The organism is Clostridium sp. (assembly GCF_036642255.1).
In the GTDB taxonomy this organism is placed as follows: domain Bacteria; phylum Bacillota; class Clostridia; order Clostridiales; family Clostridiaceae; genus Clostridium_J.
The window spans coordinates 37999-54729 of the sequence record NZ_JAVWDJ010000013.1; the positions used below are offsets into that span (position 1 = coordinate 37999).

A 16731-nucleotide genomic window follows, 5' to 3' on the forward strand; every position below is an offset into this window, starting at 1 on the left:
GAATTATTATGCTAATATATTTGGCACAGCTTATTATACCACTTTTAAAAAAGTTTTATTAGCTATCTTTTAATGGTATACCTTCAAAAAATATAGTTATTTGTAAATACTTACCTTTTTACTTTGAAATTCTCTATTTCTTAATATTTTAGAAATGTAATAGTAAATTTTGTGTATTCTTCTAACTTACTTTCCACTTCAATCATTCCATTATGGGCTTCCACTATAGATTTTGATAGAGCTAAGCCTATTCCAACCGATGTGGTTTTTAGAGATGTCTTGGCCCTATAAAATCTTTTAAAAATGTTGGGAAGATCCTCTTGTGTTATTCCCTCTCCATTATCTTCAATTACGCCCCTTATATAGATTGGATTTTCAAAAAGTAAGATATTTATTTTGCCACCACACTTATTATGTTCTATACCATTTTTAATAATATTAATGAAAGCCTCCTGCATCCATAATCTATCATGATTAAATACAACTTCCTCACTTTCATTGAAAGTAACGTTGACTCCTTTTTCTACCGCCATGCTTTCCAAAGCTTCCATAGCTTCATATACAGTTTCGTTTAAACTGAAATTTTCTTTATGAAAATTCACTGCTTTTGCATCTACTTTCGCAAGCTTTAACATGCTTTTTATAAGCCATTCCATTCTATGTAGCTGACTTTGATTGTTTACTAAAAAGGTTGTTCTTTGCTCTAGGGATAATTCCTTACTGAGCATGATATCGTTGTATAATATCATTGACGACAGTGGGGTTTTTAATTGATGAGATATATCTGACAGTAAATCAACTAAAAACTGTTTTTCCCTTTTTAGTTCTTCAAGGTTATTTCTTATGATTTCTCTCATGGAATTAAAGGAAATTGCTAATTTAGAAAAATCTCCCTCCCTATCTTCACTGATTGATATGTCATATTCACCTTCCACTACCTTTTTAGCTGCTTTAGTTATTCTTCTTATTCTTCTATAGAAAAAAATATACTGAACATAATTAAGAATAAAGAATATTACAGTAATACCTGAAAATATAAATAGCATGGAATACCAATTCTTTGTAGTTGCCTCCCTTATGTATGGAAAAAGGCTACTTTCGAGTTCCATGGTAACTCCATATTGCTTTAAAAGCTCTACACCTTTAATTTCCTCATCTCTTGATATTTCTTTCACAATTAAGGGAAGAATCTCCTTCTCAAGTTTCGGTTCTTTTTCAACAACTCTTGTAGCTACTGCCCCCAAAGTTTTTATATAAGAAACTTTTAAATTATCATGATGTATCTTTAATGAAAAAGATGTAATACCTAAAAATATACTCATTAAAATCAATAGCGTAATAGAGCTTCTTTTTAGCTCTGGATTAATAAAGTAATTTTTCATATGTGGTACACTCCAATTTTACATAATCTTTATAATTTATTTTCCTTATCATGCAGTGATTCTTTGAAATACTTTGTTACTCCTTAATCACAGCTTTATTCCATTTGTATCCTAGTCCCCTTTGCGTCACAATGTACTGTGGTTCCTTAGGATTATCCTCTATCTTTTCTCTTATTCTTTTAATGTAAACAGACAAGGTATTTTCATCAAAGAAAACCTCATCTCCTTCAATTAGCTTCCCTAAAATGTCATCTCTTTTCATCAATACTTGAGGATTATTCATAAAGATAAGTAGAAGTTTATATTCTTGGGCTGTTAAAATTATATCCTCTTCTACTTTCTTTACATTAGTACTTAAGGTATTTACCGAAATATCTCCACTTTTAAATTTCTCCCCACTAATTGTGGCGCTGACACTTCTTCTAATTAATGCCTTTATTCTTGATAAAAGTTCTCTCACTCTAAAAGGTTTTGTGATGTAGTCGTCTCCCCCTATCTCAAGACCTAACACAACATTAACTTCATCATCCAAAGCAGTTAGAAATATTATGGGAACTTGACTTTTAGTCCTTATATATTTGCACAAATCATAACCATTTCCATCAGGCAGGTTGATATCTAATAAGATTAAATCAAACTTTTCTTTCTGAAACAAATCTCTTCCTTGAGATAAGGTATCTACCCTTAACACGTCATACCCCTCATCCTTAAGAGTAAATTCTATACCTAAAGCTAGAGCTTCATCATCTTCAACTAATAATAATTTATTCATAGTTTCACCTCATATAAATTTCCCCCTAAAATCAACTACATGTCTGTAGGATTTCAGCATGCTAATCTATTTCATAATATTTTACCCTTTCATTTATAATCATATCATTCCAATTAAATTTTGTCCCCTTACTCTATGGTTTTTATTGACAATTGCAAATGCTGAATTATAACTACAATTAGTTATTTCTTTAAACAAGAGTGTATTATTAAAAGTATTTACACTCATATTATTCAATATGAGTGTAAATACTTTTAATTATGAAAACAGAAACTTCCTTTTGGAATTCGACACTAACATCCTGGAAGACCATTCAATAACTTTGGAGAAATAGTTAACTGTATAAAATATTGCTCCATAGCTAGGACTCAAAACTAAAGAACATAGGATACTCTTCCTTCCTAGTGTTAATTAGTTATAACAAATAACTGGCATTCCCGCTTCAATATTATTAAAGATTGCCTCTGCCACTTTGTATGGAGTATTTATACAGCCATGGGATCCATCAGTTTTGTATATATTTCCTCCGAAGGCTGATCTCCAAGTTGCATCATGAATTCCAATATCCCCATTAAAAGGCATCCAATAACTTACAGGCGCAGCATAGCCAGGTCCTCTTAAGATAGCGTTTTTTTGTTTATAAGCTAACTTATAAGCACCAGCAGGTGTTGTATGATTACTACTTACATTTCCTGTCACTACATTTCCCTCTACAATAAGAGTTCCATTTTTATAAAACCATATATATTGATTGGTTAAATCAATTTCTACATAAGTACTCCCAATGTCATTAATTCCAGTAGGTGGTGCAGTTTGTGTATATATTGGTTTTTTTGTTGTGGCTTTTCCTTCTTTTATAACTCTAATTAAATCTTGTACTTCTTTTGATTTATTTATTGATAAGCCATAGTCCCCTCCACTAACTTTTACTGTTTTTCCTAAGGAGGTAACAAAATTTATCGAACTCCCCAAGGTATCATAATTACGCGCTAAAGAATTTATATAATTTCTTACTTTTTCTTCATTAAATGTAACTTGGAACTTTTCATCTACTTTAAGCCAAGTATTAATTGCTGAGCGGTCTAGAACTTCTTCACCTTGACTAAAGGTATAGGTAATTGTTGCAGACACATATTTATTAAGTAGATTTTTAGCATTAATGATTTCATTTGAATCCGAGGTATATTGTGGTCTTTCATAGCAATTAATTGAGTCTAAATTTATAGTTGTCTCTTCATTAAGAACTGCTTTTACAACATGATCGTATAAAATATCCTTATTAATTTTATTCCCTTCAACTTCTTCTACAATTTCATAACCCTTATTTGTATATTTTATGCTGGCATTTTTAGGTTCAATTATGTTATTACTATTAAAACAAGAAAGTTTATTAAGACTTTCTCTCAATAATTCATCATTATATAAAACTAATTCAGACATTTCAAATTCAGTTTTGCTAAATAACCCAGAAATCCATCCAAGTGGATGCTGATTATTTTTAAATTCCTGAACCTTATCATGTGAATTATACATTAAGCCAATATCAGCACTTGAAATCTCTTCTTTTTGCCCGCCTCTCTCTTCTAATACAAGAGTATAGTTCTCCACCTCAGCTGCCATTTCCTCATTAACTTCCTCTACAGTTTTACCAGCAACACTAATTGAATTAATTGCAGACCCAAAATAGAAATGGCTCATAAAATAAACTGAAATGCTTAAATATATAATAAGCAAACTACTAAGAGAAATTATACCCCATTTTATTAATTTTCTTCTTTTAACATTTTCTTTCATGTTATTTTCTTCTATCATATTACTATTTGGATCTTCAATATTATTTTCTTCGCCCGTTGCATTAATATTTTGTTCTTCAATGCTGCTAATTTCTTCCTTTAGATTACTGTTTTGTTCTGTTAATTTATTGATTTGATCTCCCATATTGCCTTTTTGTTCATCCATAATAACTAGCCCCCCTACATTATCACATGAAACTTACCTTTACTAAGAAATCTCCCCATTATATAAAGACCTTTCGTCTTTTCTTACATTTTCATACTATGCTTAAACATCCATATTGCTTATAAAATATATGAGGTTTATTTATTAAAAATTCCTTAAAAATAAAAAAGAGCCCTTTCAGGCTCTTTAAGTTCTCTATTCTATTTGCATTAGCTTTAATATAAATCAATATTGTTTATCTTTTAAAAATCTTCCCTTATACTCTCGATTAAATTCTCTTTACCAATTCTCTTAAGTGGTGCCAATACTGAAAGATATCCAATAACTAAAGCTGCAACTCCTGCAATTCCTATAGAATCCCAAGGTATATTCCAGCTAAATTCTCTTACTTCATTAATACCGGTGCTCATTAAGAAGGATAACACAGTTCCAATTATTGAGCCATATATTGTGCCCACTATTCCATATAGAAGTCCCTCTAGCACTATGATTTTCTTTAAACCCCTTTGTGTTAATCCTATGGATTTTAAAGTAGAGAACTCTTTTTTTCTTAGGATTATATTAGTAGTCAAGGTGTTTACGATATTTACACTTCCAATTAAGGATACTACTACAACAAAACCATAGAGTAAGATTTGTATCATTAAGATAATTGATTTTGATTTTCTATTTTCATCTATGTTATTTATTATAGTTAATTCAGGGTTACCCTTTATCTTTTCTTCTATTTGTACCTTTGCTTGTAGTTCTTGGTTTATATCTTTAATCTTAATGTTTAAACTAGTAGTTTTATGTTCTCCTTTACCCACTAATCCCTCAATAACTTCCTTAGTAGAAATAAACTTTAAGGCATCCTGCCTTCCCATAAAATTAAAAGGTTCGCTTTCTAATATTCCTATAATTTTCACTTTTTTTAAGTTATTATTATCAAAGTTAATAGTGCTTATTGCATCATCCTCTATTTCAGCTGGGTCATAATACTGCACTTCTACTTCGTCTCCAACCCTTAAATCTGCTGAAGGACCATAGTAAATATTTTTAGTTTTACCATTTAAAATTCTATTTTCTTTTATTAGCAAAACACCATTTTCCTTATTCATATTCTCTATATCTATAGTTCCACTTTGTAAGTATTTTTTAGCAGCTTCTAAGGCATCATCATCGTAAATAACCATAGAACTGTCTAATCCTGTTTTCTCATTTCCTAAGTTTGTAGGCTTATATATATCACCTATATCTTGGATCTCTTTAATCTCTTTTTCTTTACTAATAGCTGAATTAAAGTAATTAGTATCAAACTCCTCATAAACTTTATCTACAACACTTAATGATTCTATTTCTTCAATTAATTTATCATCTATAGATGCTTCTTCAACTGATCCATAATCCCTTATTATAGAAAAATGAATATCTTGTGATTCACTAAGATCATCTGTGACGTTCATGGACATATCCATAAAAGATTTGAAGGTTATAAATAAAACTACGCTTATCACTATTGAAAATACAGTAATTCTATATCTTCTTCTGTTTCTTTTCATGTTTTTTGATGCTAGTGCACCTTCAAAACCAAATATATTTCCAGCAATTCCTGATTTTCTTTTTTTAATTTTCTCTTTTGTTATTGTTGCCCTACTACTAATAGCCACCAGCGGTGAAATTTTACCTGCAAATCTTGCTGGAAGCAGTGCCGAAATGTAAATAAAAATTACACCCACTACTGCGCCTATACCTAAAATAACATAAGAAATATAAATTTTAAGATCTATAACTGAGTCTGCACCTATAATGTTAAACATTAGCTTTATACCTAATATTGCTACAATACCAAATAGTAACCCTATGGGTATGGAAATAAGTGCCACAATGGTTGCTTCCTTAAACACTAACTTTCTAATTTGTTTAGGGGTTGCTCCTACTGCCCTTAAAAGTCCAAATTGTTTAACTCTCTCAACTACACTTATCTGAAAGGAATTATATATAACAGCTATAGTACAAATCACCACTATTAAAACTATTATTCCAACTGTAAAGTAAAGACCTTGAAAGTCTGATCCACTTTCTCCAGCTCCTTGTAATCCTAAAAGAGTATCATTCTTTATTACATTGCCCTTTTCCCCAATGGCCACAAGTTCCGATACTGCTTTTTTAAGGTTTGTTTTTGAATTTATTTCAACTATTAGAGTTGCATTTTCTAGTTTAATATTATTATCATTAAATAGAACTGTTGATAAGTTATTTGATTGATTTTCTATGCTATTATGTAATAACCCTACCAGCTCGTATTCTTTATTCTTAATTTTTATAATTTCTCCAACTTTGGCATTTTCATTAATATATTTAACTGCCCATTTTTCAATCGCTATTTCATTTTCTTTCTGTGGAAGCCTTCCCTCTGCTGCTTTAAAGGGTGAAATCTCTAAGGCCTTATCGCTTGCCAGCACTTCACGAATTGTTAATTTATCTGAAATTTGTATTTCTTCCCCCACACTATATAATCCACTTTTCCCCACCTTAGGATTTTTTGTTATCTTTACTAATAATTCGTCATTAATGTTTGTATAAGCTACATGAAAGGAACCATATTTTCCTTTCGCTTCTTCTATTTCAGTATGCTGCAAACTTTTAAGGAAAAGTCCTATTGAACATATTAATGCTACAGATAAGACTATCCCAATTATGGTTAAAATAGTTCTTTTCTTGTTAGCTTTTAAATATCTATTTGAAAGTTGATTAAACTCTGTAATCATATCCTTGCCTCCTAACTGTTTTAATTCCTATACTGCTGAATTTCTCAAATATTTATCTGAAGTTATTTCCCCATCTTCAATAGTGATAACCCTATCCGCCATAGTTGCTATATTTACATCATGAGTAATCAATATCAAAGTTTGGTTATATTTTCTAGCAGTTATCTTTAACAGCTCAATAACTTCTTTAGAGTTTTTACTATCAAGATTACCTGTGGGTTCATCAGCTAAGATAATTGCAGGTTTATTTAGAAGTGCTCTACCGATGGACACCCTTTGCTGTTGTCCCCCTGATAGTTCTGAAGGAAGGTGACTTTTCCTATCTTCTAGTCCTAATAATTGAATCAATTCCTTTAAGTAGGCTTTATCTACTTTGTCATTATCAAGAAGTGCTGGAAGTGATATGTTTTCCTCTACATCTAATACAGGTATTAAGTTGAAAAATTGAAATACAAATCCAATTTTTCTTCTTCTAAACACAGCAAGCTTTTCTTCCTTGTAATCATAAATACTTTCTCCATCAATTACAATTTTGCCACTAGTTGGATTATCCAATCCTCCTAACAGATGTAAAAGTGTGCTTTTCCCTGAACCTGAAGCCCCTACTACAGCTACGAATTCTCCCTTGTTTATTGATAAATTAATATTTTTAAGTGCCTCCACTTTATTATTTCCCTTGCCATATATCTTACTTAAATTTTCTACCCTTAAAATTTCCATATTTATTCCTTCCTCCCTTTATTTGTTTTTAATTTCCATTTTGTTAATTTCACACACTAACTTACTTAGAACCTTTATTCTAATATTTAGTATTAAAATTTAATAGGTTTCTAACAGTTATACTAAATATTCCATACTAATGCATTTTCAATATTAAATATTTTAACTTTTTATTCTTTAATGAAATTCTTATACTTTATTTATATAATTCTCATTAACTATATTCTTATTATATCCTCTTAAATTTTCTTACACCATTTCAGTTATCTTACAAGTAAAAGAGCTATCTTACAATTTAGTAAGAAATGAAAAAAGGTAGCCTTTTTACTAAGGCTACCTTGATTTACTCTTTACTTGTTGTCTGTTTTATTAATTGATTAGTAAATACAGTTGTTCCTGCTACTAAAATTCCTTGGATTACAGCTGCTGCACTTAATCCCATAATAGCTACGGCTCCTAAAATTCCACATCCTAATATTATATATGGTATTGTCCAATCCTTTACAACTGGCGTATTTTTAAGAAACATACCTATAACATATAACACAGGAACTAGAATAAGTGCTTGTTCCATTATAAATTTACCGATATCCATATCTATTCCTCCTATACATTAAGAATATAATATTCCTAGTACATTATATGTTGCCTCATAAAATATGGTTCACTAAGTATATTCTTTATGTATGTAGTTTTATATTTTGTTTAGTTTACTTTTGACTTTCTGTCAGAATATTTATTTGAATAACTTAGGATTAAAAATCTAGGTACTATTTATGGTATATTAAAATGGATATTAGCAAAATAAACTTGTTTTATTGCATATTATGAAAGTTTTTTAATATTACACCCTTTATTTCATCATAAGTGATATGTGCTGGCAACTTTTCCTTAATTGGTCTTAGCTTATCAGCTCCAACTTCTTTTACTACCTTCATCACTAAACTTTCTATTTCATAATTAAAAACTCCTGTAAAATCCATGTGAAAATCTATACTATTTCCTTCATTTAGAAACTCTGTCACATGAGTAAAAACTGTGGTTAGGGCTATTTCTCTTTCTATTGCAACTTGAGCTAGTGGTTTACTATCTTTAATCATTTTCATTGTAACTTCGAAAGATTTTTCTTTATTAATATTTGAAACCTTTGCTCTAGTTTTTTTCTCTGCTCCAGTGTTTGCATCGTTATCATCAAAACTAGCTACAAGGATTTCACTTTTCTCATCAACATTATTATTTTCTTTAACTTTCAAGTTCTTTCCAACACTTCCCCTAGCTACTTTCTCTTCCTTATTAAAACTCCAAGAAACTTCAACTTTATTTTCTTCAACATATTTTGTAATTTCAGTAATAAAAACTTCTGCATATTTCTTGGCCTTTACTTCTCCAACTCCGCTGATATCTAAGAACTGCTCTATACTTTGAGGGTATCTAGTGCTCATTTCCTTTAGGGCACTATCTCCAAAGATCACATAAGGAGGAACCCCTTCATTTGTTGCAAGCTCTCTTCTTAGAATTCTTAAGTTTTCGAATAAACTATTATTTACAAATATCTTTTCCACTTTCTTAGGTTCTTTGAACACAACCTTTTCTTTACTCTTGAGTACATCAACAGACATTTGATTCAGTTTAATAACTGGATATTCTCCTTCCACAGAATCTAAAAAGGAGTGGGCGATTAATGTATTTATAAATTCCTTCAATGCTTCCTTGGAGTAATCTTTCATTATTCCATAGGTGGATAATTCATTTAGTCTTAAGTCCATTAGTTTTTTATTCTGTGACCCTCTAAGTACATCAATTATCATGTTAGCTCCATAAGGCCTATTCATTCTATACACGCAGGATAGAACTTTTTGAGCGTCTATAGTCTTATCAATAAGGTCTCCCTCAAGGTTACAGCTACTACAATTATCACAATCTTTAATTGCTTCTTCTCCAAAGTAAGTTAATATGTAATTTCTGAGACAAGAATTACAATGAACAAAATCCATCATCTGCTTTAACTTCTTATATTCATTTAGTTTTCTCTCTGGATTATTTGTTCCTACGTCTATAATAAATTTTTGAGTATGCACATCTGAAGGAGAGAATAAAAGTATACATTCGCTATCCTCTCCGTCCCTTCCTGCTCTACCGATTTCCTGATAATAGCTTTCTATGTTTTTAGGCATATTATAATGAATTACATATCTTATATTAGGTTTATCTATTCCCATACCAAAAGCATTTGTTGCTACCATAATATTTACTCTGTCATAAACGAAAGCTTCCTGATTTTCAGTTCTCTCACTTTCTGCTAATCCAGCGTGATATCTACCTACAGAATAACCTCGAGAAGCCAAAGCCTCACATACATTATCTGTTTCGTTCCTTGTAGCAGTGTAAATAATTCCCGCTACTTCACTGTTTTCTTTTATATAATTAAGTAAGAAATCCTTTTTATTTACTCCTTTTAACACATCAATCTTTAGATTTTCCCTATCAAAGCCATGAATAAAAACCTTAGGCTTCGATAAATTAAGTAAGGTAACAATATCTTCCCTTACTTCTTCCGTAGCTGTAGCTGTAAAGGCAGTGACAATTGGTCTCTTATTTAAAGACTTTATAAATCCTTTAATATGCCTGTAACTAGTCCTAAAATCATGGCCCCATTGGGAAACACAGTGCGCCTCATCTACAGCTACCTGTGAAATATTTATATCTCTCATAAGTGAAAGGAAGCCATTAGACTCCAGTCTCTCTGGTGCTATATATATTATCTTTAAGTTACCATTTTTTAATCTTTCTAATATGTTTAATATTTCATTATTACTCAATGAACTATTTATGTATGCTGCTTCTATTCCTAATTCTTTGATACTATCCACTTGATCCTTCATTAAAGAAATAAGAGGTGATATTACTATAGTTATCCCCTCTAACAGTAGTGCTGGTACTTGGTAGCAGATAGACTTTCCTCCACCTGTGGGCATTATTGCTACAGTATCATTTCCATTCAAAATTTCTGTTATTATTTTTTCCTGTCCTTTTCGAAAGGAAGCATAGCCATAATATTTATTTAATACTTCTAATGCTTTATTAATCATTGACTTCACCTCAAAATTATTGTCCAACTTATTATATCATTATTGTCTTGATTTTTATCTCTAAATCATTAACAAATTCTTTTTCATAAGTATCATAGCAATAAATTTAGAATTTCAGATAAACTTTTCAGGGATAAAATCCGCTCACTTAAGCTAACCAAATATCTTCCTTCCTTATATCATTAAATAATGGACAGTTTTATTTTGATAAGCGGCTTTGGACGGAGATTTGACGAAGAAAATAAAAAAACTCTACAAGAATTTCTTCTCATAGAGTTATTAATTCAAATAATATTATCTTCTGAATCCGTTGTTTTGTTGCTTTCTTGCTCTTCTGCAATCAGCACATCTTTGTGGCTCATTTTCGAATCCTTTTTCTTTGTAGAAAGCTTGCTCTCCCTCAGTGAATATGAATTCTTTTCCACAGTCTTTACATGTTAAAGTTTTATCTGCCATTTAAACATTCCCCTTTTCTTTGTATTAAGATTTAAAAACTGATTGACATATATTCCGAAAAATGGGAATGTTGTTAATCAAGTTAAATCTCCATCAGAGTGACTTTTTCTTCACTCTACGGCATAATTATAGCATAGGTAAAATAAGGATGCAATACTTTTACCTATGGATAAATAACAAAAACTGTATATTAAATGTAAAGTATTATATAATAAACTTATTAAATTTCTTACCCTATAAATATACTTATTCTCAATGAATTTTTAATTTATAAGTTTTAATTAGTGCAAAGGAGTGTTTAAAATGAGTTCAGAAAATACAAGTAAATCCTACAGCTTAGCATACTTTGCTGGCGGTTGCTTTTGGTGCATGGTTTCCCCTTTTGATATTCTTGATGGAATTATTGAAGTTAAATCTGGTTATATGGGTGGACACCTTGAAAATCCTACATATAAGGATGTAAAATCCCAAACTTCTGGTCATTACGAAGTGGTTAAGATTACTTATGACCCTGAGGTAATAACTTACGAAAAATTACTGCAAGCCTTTTGGAGACAAATCAATCCAATGGACGATGAAGGTCAGTTCCAAGATAGAGGACCTTCCTACAGAGGCGCAATATTTTTCACTAATGAAGAACAAAAAGAGGTAGCAGAAAAATCTAAAAAAGAGTTAAACGATTCAGGTAGATTCCCTGAACCAGTTATAACAAGAATATTACCTGCTTCCACTTTTTATGATGCAGAGGAATATCATCAAGACTTTTATAAGAAAGATCCTGTGGAATATAAGAAAGATCGCTCTATCTCTGGAAGAGACGAGTTTATAGTTCAATATTGGGGTGATGATTACTACTTTATATATGAAGATTAATATCTAAAGTTTTTATCTTACTATATGCTTTAGCCCTATAATCTTGGAATATTAATCTAATTTTATGCAAACTTATTATTAGCATGAAATTAGATTTCTTATGAAAATGCTAAAAACACCTGTGAATTTCTTAGAAATTTACAGGTGTTTTATCTATATAATTTACGATTAACTAATTTTCAAATTAAGTTAAGTTAACTATAAATAATTCATTCATATAAATACTTATTTAAACCTCTATTGTGGTATTAATATATATCTTAGAATAAATAATGCTGCTAATATATACATTAATGGATGAACTTTCTTTCCTTTGCCTACAGCAACTTTCATTATTGGATAAGTAATTATTCCAAATGCTATTCCATTTGCTATAGAGTAGCTGAAAGGCATTATTGCTATAGTAAAGAATGCTGGAAGTGCCTCATCAAAGCTTGAGAAATCAACTTCTTTTATAGTCTCTAACATTAATGCACCGATAATTATAAGGGCTGGTGCTGTAGCTTGTGATGGAACCATACCAACAAGACCTGCAAAGAATAGTGTTAACCCACAAAGTATTGCTGTTACCACTGCTGTTAAACCGGTTTTTCCACCTTCTGAAATCCCTGATGCAGATTCAAGATAAGTAGAAATGGTTGGAAGTCCAAACATGGCACCTACTGTAGTAGCAATAGAGTCCACTAACAATGCTTTATTTAAGCTTCTTGGTTTTCCTTCATCATCATATAAGTTTGCCTTTTGAGCTGTTCCCACTAAAGTTCCTATAGTATCAAACATATCTACTAAGGAGAAAGTTAATATAACCATTATTACAGAAGTAATCGCAGCAATGATGCCTGTCCCATTATGAGTTAAAAGACCCATAAAATCCATTTTACCAAAGGTTGGCATCATAGAAGGTGGCATTGAAAATATCTGAACATCTTGAACATTTGTTATTCCCATTGGAATTCCAATTAGTGTTGTAGCAACAATTCCTATAAGCATTGCACCTTTTGTTCTTCTTGCCATAAGAATACCTGTTATTAAAATACCTATTATTGTTAATAAAACACTTGGATTTGTGAAATTCCCAAACGATACTAGGGTTCCTGGATTAGAAACAACTAGTCCACCACTTTTTAATCCTATAAGAGCTATGAAGAGTCCAATTCCCGAAGTAATTGCAACCTTTATATTTTGTGGAAGTGCATCCACTATTAATTGTCTAAGGGAAGTTACTGTACATATTATAAATACAATTCCTGAAATAAACACTGCGGCTGAAGCTTCTTGCCATGTGAAGCCCATAGTAAGGCAAACACCATAAGTAAAGAAGGCTACTAATCCCATTCCTGGTCCTAAAGCATAAGGCAGGTTTGCATATAAACCCATAAATAGTGTAGCTAATAAGAATATCACACAAGTAGCTGTGAATATAGATCCTACTACAGGATCATTTAAAACTGATAATCCATTTGCAGCATCACCAAGTAACCCTTGTGAGTTCATTCCTGAAGCCTTTAAAACATTAGGTATAACTAAAAGAGCATAGCCTAAAGTTACAAAAGTTGTTAATCCAGCAAGTACCTCAGTCTTTACATTTGTTCCATACTTAGCTAGCTTAAAAACTCTTTCTAATAATCCATTTCTATTTTTCGTGTTTGTATTTTGCATTTTATTTGTAATTTGCATACAATCTCCTCCTTTGAAATAACAAAAAACTACCACCGGATTATGAGTAAATCCAATGGTAGTTCTAACTTCAAGAAAGAACACCAAATATAAAACTTGGATTCACCCATAGTTAAGAAGTTTACGGCTTCTTTGTAGAAACGCCTGACCCCTATTGTCAGACCTATATGGATGGCTATTAATTTAAAGTTATTATAGCAACATAAGAATAAATAATCAAGAGGAACTTTTTACAAAAATCTATTATTTTAGACAATCTTTGATAAATTTATTCATAATTATTTAATTTTGCTTAACTTTAAGTATCTTATAAATTTACTTAAAGTAAGTAAATTTTCAGGACAAGCACTGTTAAAATGTGTACAAGTTTCCTTCTACTTCATAATATATAATAGACTCAGTATTTTCTCATTGCTAACACTTAAAAAATATAGAAAATAAAATCTACAAGATTATTAATAACTATTACTTTATCTTTTATTGAATGATCAAAAGTTAATAAAAAATGGAGGCGTCGCCGTTGATTATAACACTGATAATTGCTTTGATTGTTTATGCAGGTATGGTATTTTTCACTAAATATAGGACTGCATTTGCTATATTAGGGTCAGGAGTTTTGCTTTTATATGGTACTCTAACTGATAGTTTTCCTGCTACCCTGGCCTTTCAAAAATTTCCTACTGAAATCTTTATACTAATTGTGGTACTGAGCCTTTTTACAAAAGTATTCGAAAATATGGGATTCTTTGAATATGTAGGTAATATGCTTTCAGAAGCAACAAAAGGTAGAAAGATATTAATTTCAATAATTGCACCATTAATAATATATGGAATCTCTTTATTTATGAATAATTTAAGTGCAATTTTGCTGTGTACCTTTATTTGTCTAGAACTCGCTGTAAAGCTTAAATTACCTGTTGCCCCCTTACTGGTATCGGCAATAATTGCATCTAATATAGGGGGAGCACCACTTCCCTGGGCAGATACACCTGCTGTAGTTTTAACACTGTATTCTGATTTTAATTTAGTTGACTTTTTAACCAGACTTTTTGTACCCTGTGGTATTTATATTGGTCTATTGGTACAATATACCAAGTGGTGGTTTAAACGTGAAGAAGCAAGAGAAAGTTATCTTGAGGATTCTGTACCGCAAAAGTTACAAAAATTATCTCAAAATGATTTCCCAAAACCTCCACCACCACCTCATCATCACAAAAATAAAGACTTTTTAGAAATTCCACCTCATGTTGGTGGAAAGAAACCTTTCCATCACTTTTTAGATGGATGTAGGTTTCTCTACTGGGGAAATAAATCTACTTCTAAAATACCCTCTATGCTTAAAAACAAAATAAAAAATAAAGAAAAACCTGAAAATATTATCGAAGAAGCTACTCGTCAACCAATTGCAATACCAATAATTTTATTTATTCTATTAATATTCTTTATTTGTATAGCTCCTTTTTTAAATATATCTATAGCTTATGTATCCCTTATATTTATGGGTTTGCTGTTGTTCTTTACTAAAATTAAGCCAGAAGAAATCCTAAATTCACTTTCTATCTTAGATTCACTGATGTTTATTTCAGCTTTATTTTTAATTGCAGGTGTTTTAGAATACAGTGGAGTATTAACTGAAGCAGTAAACTATATCCTTGCATTTACTAATGGAGATAAATATTTAATAGAGATGGCTATTCTGCTTTGTGCTTTTGTCATAGCTACCTTCCTCTCTGCGGGACCGGCTGCTGCTACCCTGCTTCCAATATGTCTGCAACTATCCCCACTGGTTGGTGATAGATTAGTTTATGCAGCACTAGCCTTAGGAATTTTAGCTGGAAGTAGTATGCTTCCCTGGTCAGCAACTGGAGGACCTATGATGCTCAGTGAAGTAAGTAGATTTTTAAGTGAAAGAAATGTAAGCGAAAACGATAATAAGAATATTTCTAGAGTTTTTAATCTTAAATACTATTTAGCATTCTCAATTCCTTTTTCGCTAGTAATTCTTATTTTGAGCGCTATGTTTCTAATTGTTTATCTATATTTCCAGTAAAACTAAATACCATAATAATGGACAAGCATATTTTATAATTTTGGAGAAGAAGATGTATGTTGCAATAACATTTATTTAAGTATGGCTTATTATAACAACTTTAAATTTCAAATAGTTTCACAAACATCCTCATCTCTTTTAAAGCTAAATGTAAAATTAATTCAAATCAAAATAAAACCTTCGAAAATATATCTCGAAGGTTTTTTGTTTTATATTTTCTATTTTATTTTTTTATGATTCAAACAGTTAATAAATTAGTAAAAATATAAGATATCTTTTTCATTCACAAAAATAGTAGTGTTATCATGCTTTAATGAAATAACATTATAGTGTTTGCTTAATACTTCACCTGAAACTACAACACCTGTTGGAAGAATTGCACAAACCTTGACACCAGTGTAATCCTCTCTAAGAAGTGTTGATAGTGGTGCTTCTTCACAAGAATTATTTTCAAACTCTATTTCAGTATCAGTACTATCATTATTATAATTTTCTACCTGAGTGTTAGTGCTATTATAATCATTATTTTCTACCTCACCATCAGGACTATCACAATCAACTTGTCCTAAATCAGACATTGGTAATGGATCCTCCTCAGTTTTTACAGGAATTATAACTTCTTCCTCCTTATTATATTCTTTAGTTTCCACTGGTTCACTAATATTGGGATTAAATGATAAAATATCATTTAAATCTACATTATTAATTAAACTTACAAAATTTATATTGTCATTATTTATACTATCTCTATTAAAATCTTTTTGAAAATTATCTTTCCCTTCCCTCTTTTTAGATTTTACTGCAGACATAAGAAGTTTGATTAAAAGAAACAAACCTACATAGGGAGATTCTTTTGGGGGAATTTCGCAATTCAAGAGATTATCATAACTTTCTTGTTCTTTTGATTTATAATTAAAATTGTACAAATTCAATACCTACCTTTACAAATTTTTTATACATTCACAAAACGGCATGAGGACTTCCCCATGCCGATATTTTCAAA

11 protein-coding genes, 1 pseudogene and 1 riboswitch are annotated in these 16731 nt (G+C 30.7%); of the genes and pseudogenes, 2 read left to right on the plus strand and 10 right to left on the minus strand.

Annotation, left to right across the window (positions count from 1 at the left end):
• Positions 1 to 140 precede the first annotated feature (140 nt).
• From RR409_RS09230 to RR409_RS09265, 8 genes are all read right to left on the minus strand, one after another.
• Positions 141 to 1382: a HAMP domain-containing sensor histidine kinase gene (locus tag RR409_RS09230; protein ID WP_332557456.1), complete on the minus strand. Its 1242-nt coding sequence runs from the start codon at positions 1380 to 1382 to the stop codon at positions 141 to 143.
• A 76-nt stretch (positions 1383 to 1458) separates the two neighbouring features.
• Complete coding sequence (locus RR409_RS09235) at positions 1459 to 2154, minus strand: response regulator transcription factor (RefSeq protein ID WP_332557457.1); 696 nt, start codon at positions 2152 to 2154, stop codon at positions 1459 to 1461.
• A 411-nt stretch (positions 2155 to 2565) separates the two neighbouring features.
• Complete coding sequence (locus RR409_RS09240; protein WP_332557458.1) at positions 2566 to 4113, minus strand: peptidoglycan binding domain-containing protein; 1548 nt, start codon at positions 4111 to 4113, stop codon at positions 2566 to 2568.
• Between the two features lie 242 nt (positions 4114 to 4355).
• Positions 4356 to 6863 carry an FtsX-like permease family protein gene (locus RR409_RS09245; protein ID WP_332557459.1) on the minus strand — a complete coding sequence of 836 codons (2508 nt, stop codon included), beginning with the start codon at positions 6861 to 6863 and terminating at the stop codon, positions 4356 to 4358.
• A 27-nt stretch (positions 6864 to 6890) separates the two neighbouring features.
• The gene (locus tag RR409_RS09250) at positions 6891 to 7583 is read right to left on the minus strand and encodes an ABC transporter ATP-binding protein (RefSeq protein WP_332557460.1); all 693 of its coding nucleotides are present in this window, start codon (positions 7581 to 7583) and stop codon (positions 6891 to 6893) included.
• A 343-nt stretch (positions 7584 to 7926) separates the two neighbouring features.
• Positions 7927 to 8178, minus strand: a complete 252-nt coding sequence (locus RR409_RS09255) for a phage holin family protein (RefSeq protein ID WP_332557461.1) — start codon at positions 8176 to 8178, stop codon at positions 7927 to 7929.
• Between the two features lie 220 nt (positions 8179 to 8398).
• Positions 8399 to 10672 (minus strand): DNA helicase RecQ, encoded by a 2274-nt coding sequence (recQ, locus tag RR409_RS09260; protein ID WP_332557462.1) that lies wholly within the window; start codon positions 10670 to 10672, stop codon positions 8399 to 8401.
• 294 nt (positions 10673 to 10966) lie between these two features.
• Entirely contained in the window at positions 10967 to 11128 is a 162-nt protein-coding gene (locus RR409_RS09265) for a zinc-ribbon domain-containing protein (protein ID WP_332557463.1), read from the minus strand.
• A gap of 303 nt (positions 11129 to 11431) precedes the next feature.
• Here RR409_RS09265 and msrA point away from each other — a divergent pair.
• Positions 11432 to 11968, plus strand: a pseudogene (msrA, locus tag RR409_RS09270) (peptide-methionine (S)-S-oxide reductase MsrA); the annotation flags it as partial.
• 270 nt (positions 11969 to 12238) lie between these two features.
• On the opposite strand, the gene RR409_RS09275 reads toward msrA, so the two are convergent.
• Positions 12239 to 13660: an NCS2 family permease gene (locus RR409_RS09275; protein WP_332557504.1), complete on the minus strand. Its 1422-nt coding sequence runs from the start codon at positions 13658 to 13660 to the stop codon at positions 12239 to 12241.
• Between the two features lie 107 nt (positions 13661 to 13767).
• Positions 13768 to 13869: riboswitch (purine riboswitch) on the minus strand.
• Positions 13870 to 14198: 329 nt separating this feature from the next.
• Between RR409_RS09275 and RR409_RS09280 the strand changes: the two genes are divergently transcribed.
• A complete protein-coding gene (locus RR409_RS09280; RefSeq protein ID WP_332557464.1) occupies positions 14199 to 15728 on the plus strand; it encodes an SLC13 family permease in 1530 nt (509 codons plus the stop codon).
• Positions 15729 to 15982: 254 nt separating this feature from the next.
• On the opposite strand, the gene RR409_RS09285 is transcribed toward RR409_RS09280, so the two are convergent.
• Positions 15983 to 16654, minus strand: coding sequence for a hypothetical protein (locus RR409_RS09285; RefSeq protein WP_332557465.1), 672 nt, complete (start codon positions 16652 to 16654; stop codon positions 15983 to 15985).
• Positions 16655 to 16731 lie beyond the last annotated feature (77 nt).

Excerpts from the sequence above, each read along its gene's own strand:
- RR409_RS09235 (WP_332557457.1), bottom strand. The coding sequence starts at position 2,154 with ATGAATAAATTATTATTAGTTGAAGATGATGAAGCTCTAGCTTTAGGT.
- RR409_RS09240 (WP_332557458.1), bottom strand. The coding sequence starts at position 4,113 with ATGGATGAACAAAAAGGCAATATGGGAGATCAAATCAATAAATTAACA.
- RR409_RS09245 (WP_332557459.1), bottom strand. The coding sequence starts at position 6,863 with ATGATTACAGAGTTTAATCAACTTTCAAATAGATATTTAAAAGCTAAC.
- RR409_RS09250 (WP_332557460.1), bottom strand. The coding sequence starts at position 7,583 with ATGGAAATTTTAAGGGTAGAAAATTTAAGTAAGATATATGGCAAGGGA.
- RR409_RS09275 (WP_332557504.1), bottom strand. The coding sequence starts at position 13,660 with ATGCAAAATACAAACACGAAAAATAGAAATGGATTATTAGAAAGAGTT.
- recQ (WP_332557462.1), bottom strand. The coding sequence starts at position 10,672 with ATGATTAATAAAGCATTAGAAGTATTAAATAAATATTATGGCTATGCT.
- RR409_RS09230 (WP_332557456.1), bottom strand. The coding sequence starts at position 1,382 with ATGAAAAATTACTTTATTAATCCAGAGCTAAAAAGAAGCTCTATTACG.
- RR409_RS09265 (WP_332557463.1), bottom strand. The coding sequence starts at position 11,128 with ATGGCAGATAAAACTTTAACATGTAAAGACTGTGGAAAAGAATTCATA.
- RR409_RS09255 (WP_332557461.1), bottom strand. The coding sequence starts at position 8,178 with ATGGATATCGGTAAATTTATAATGGAACAAGCACTTATTCTAGTTCCT.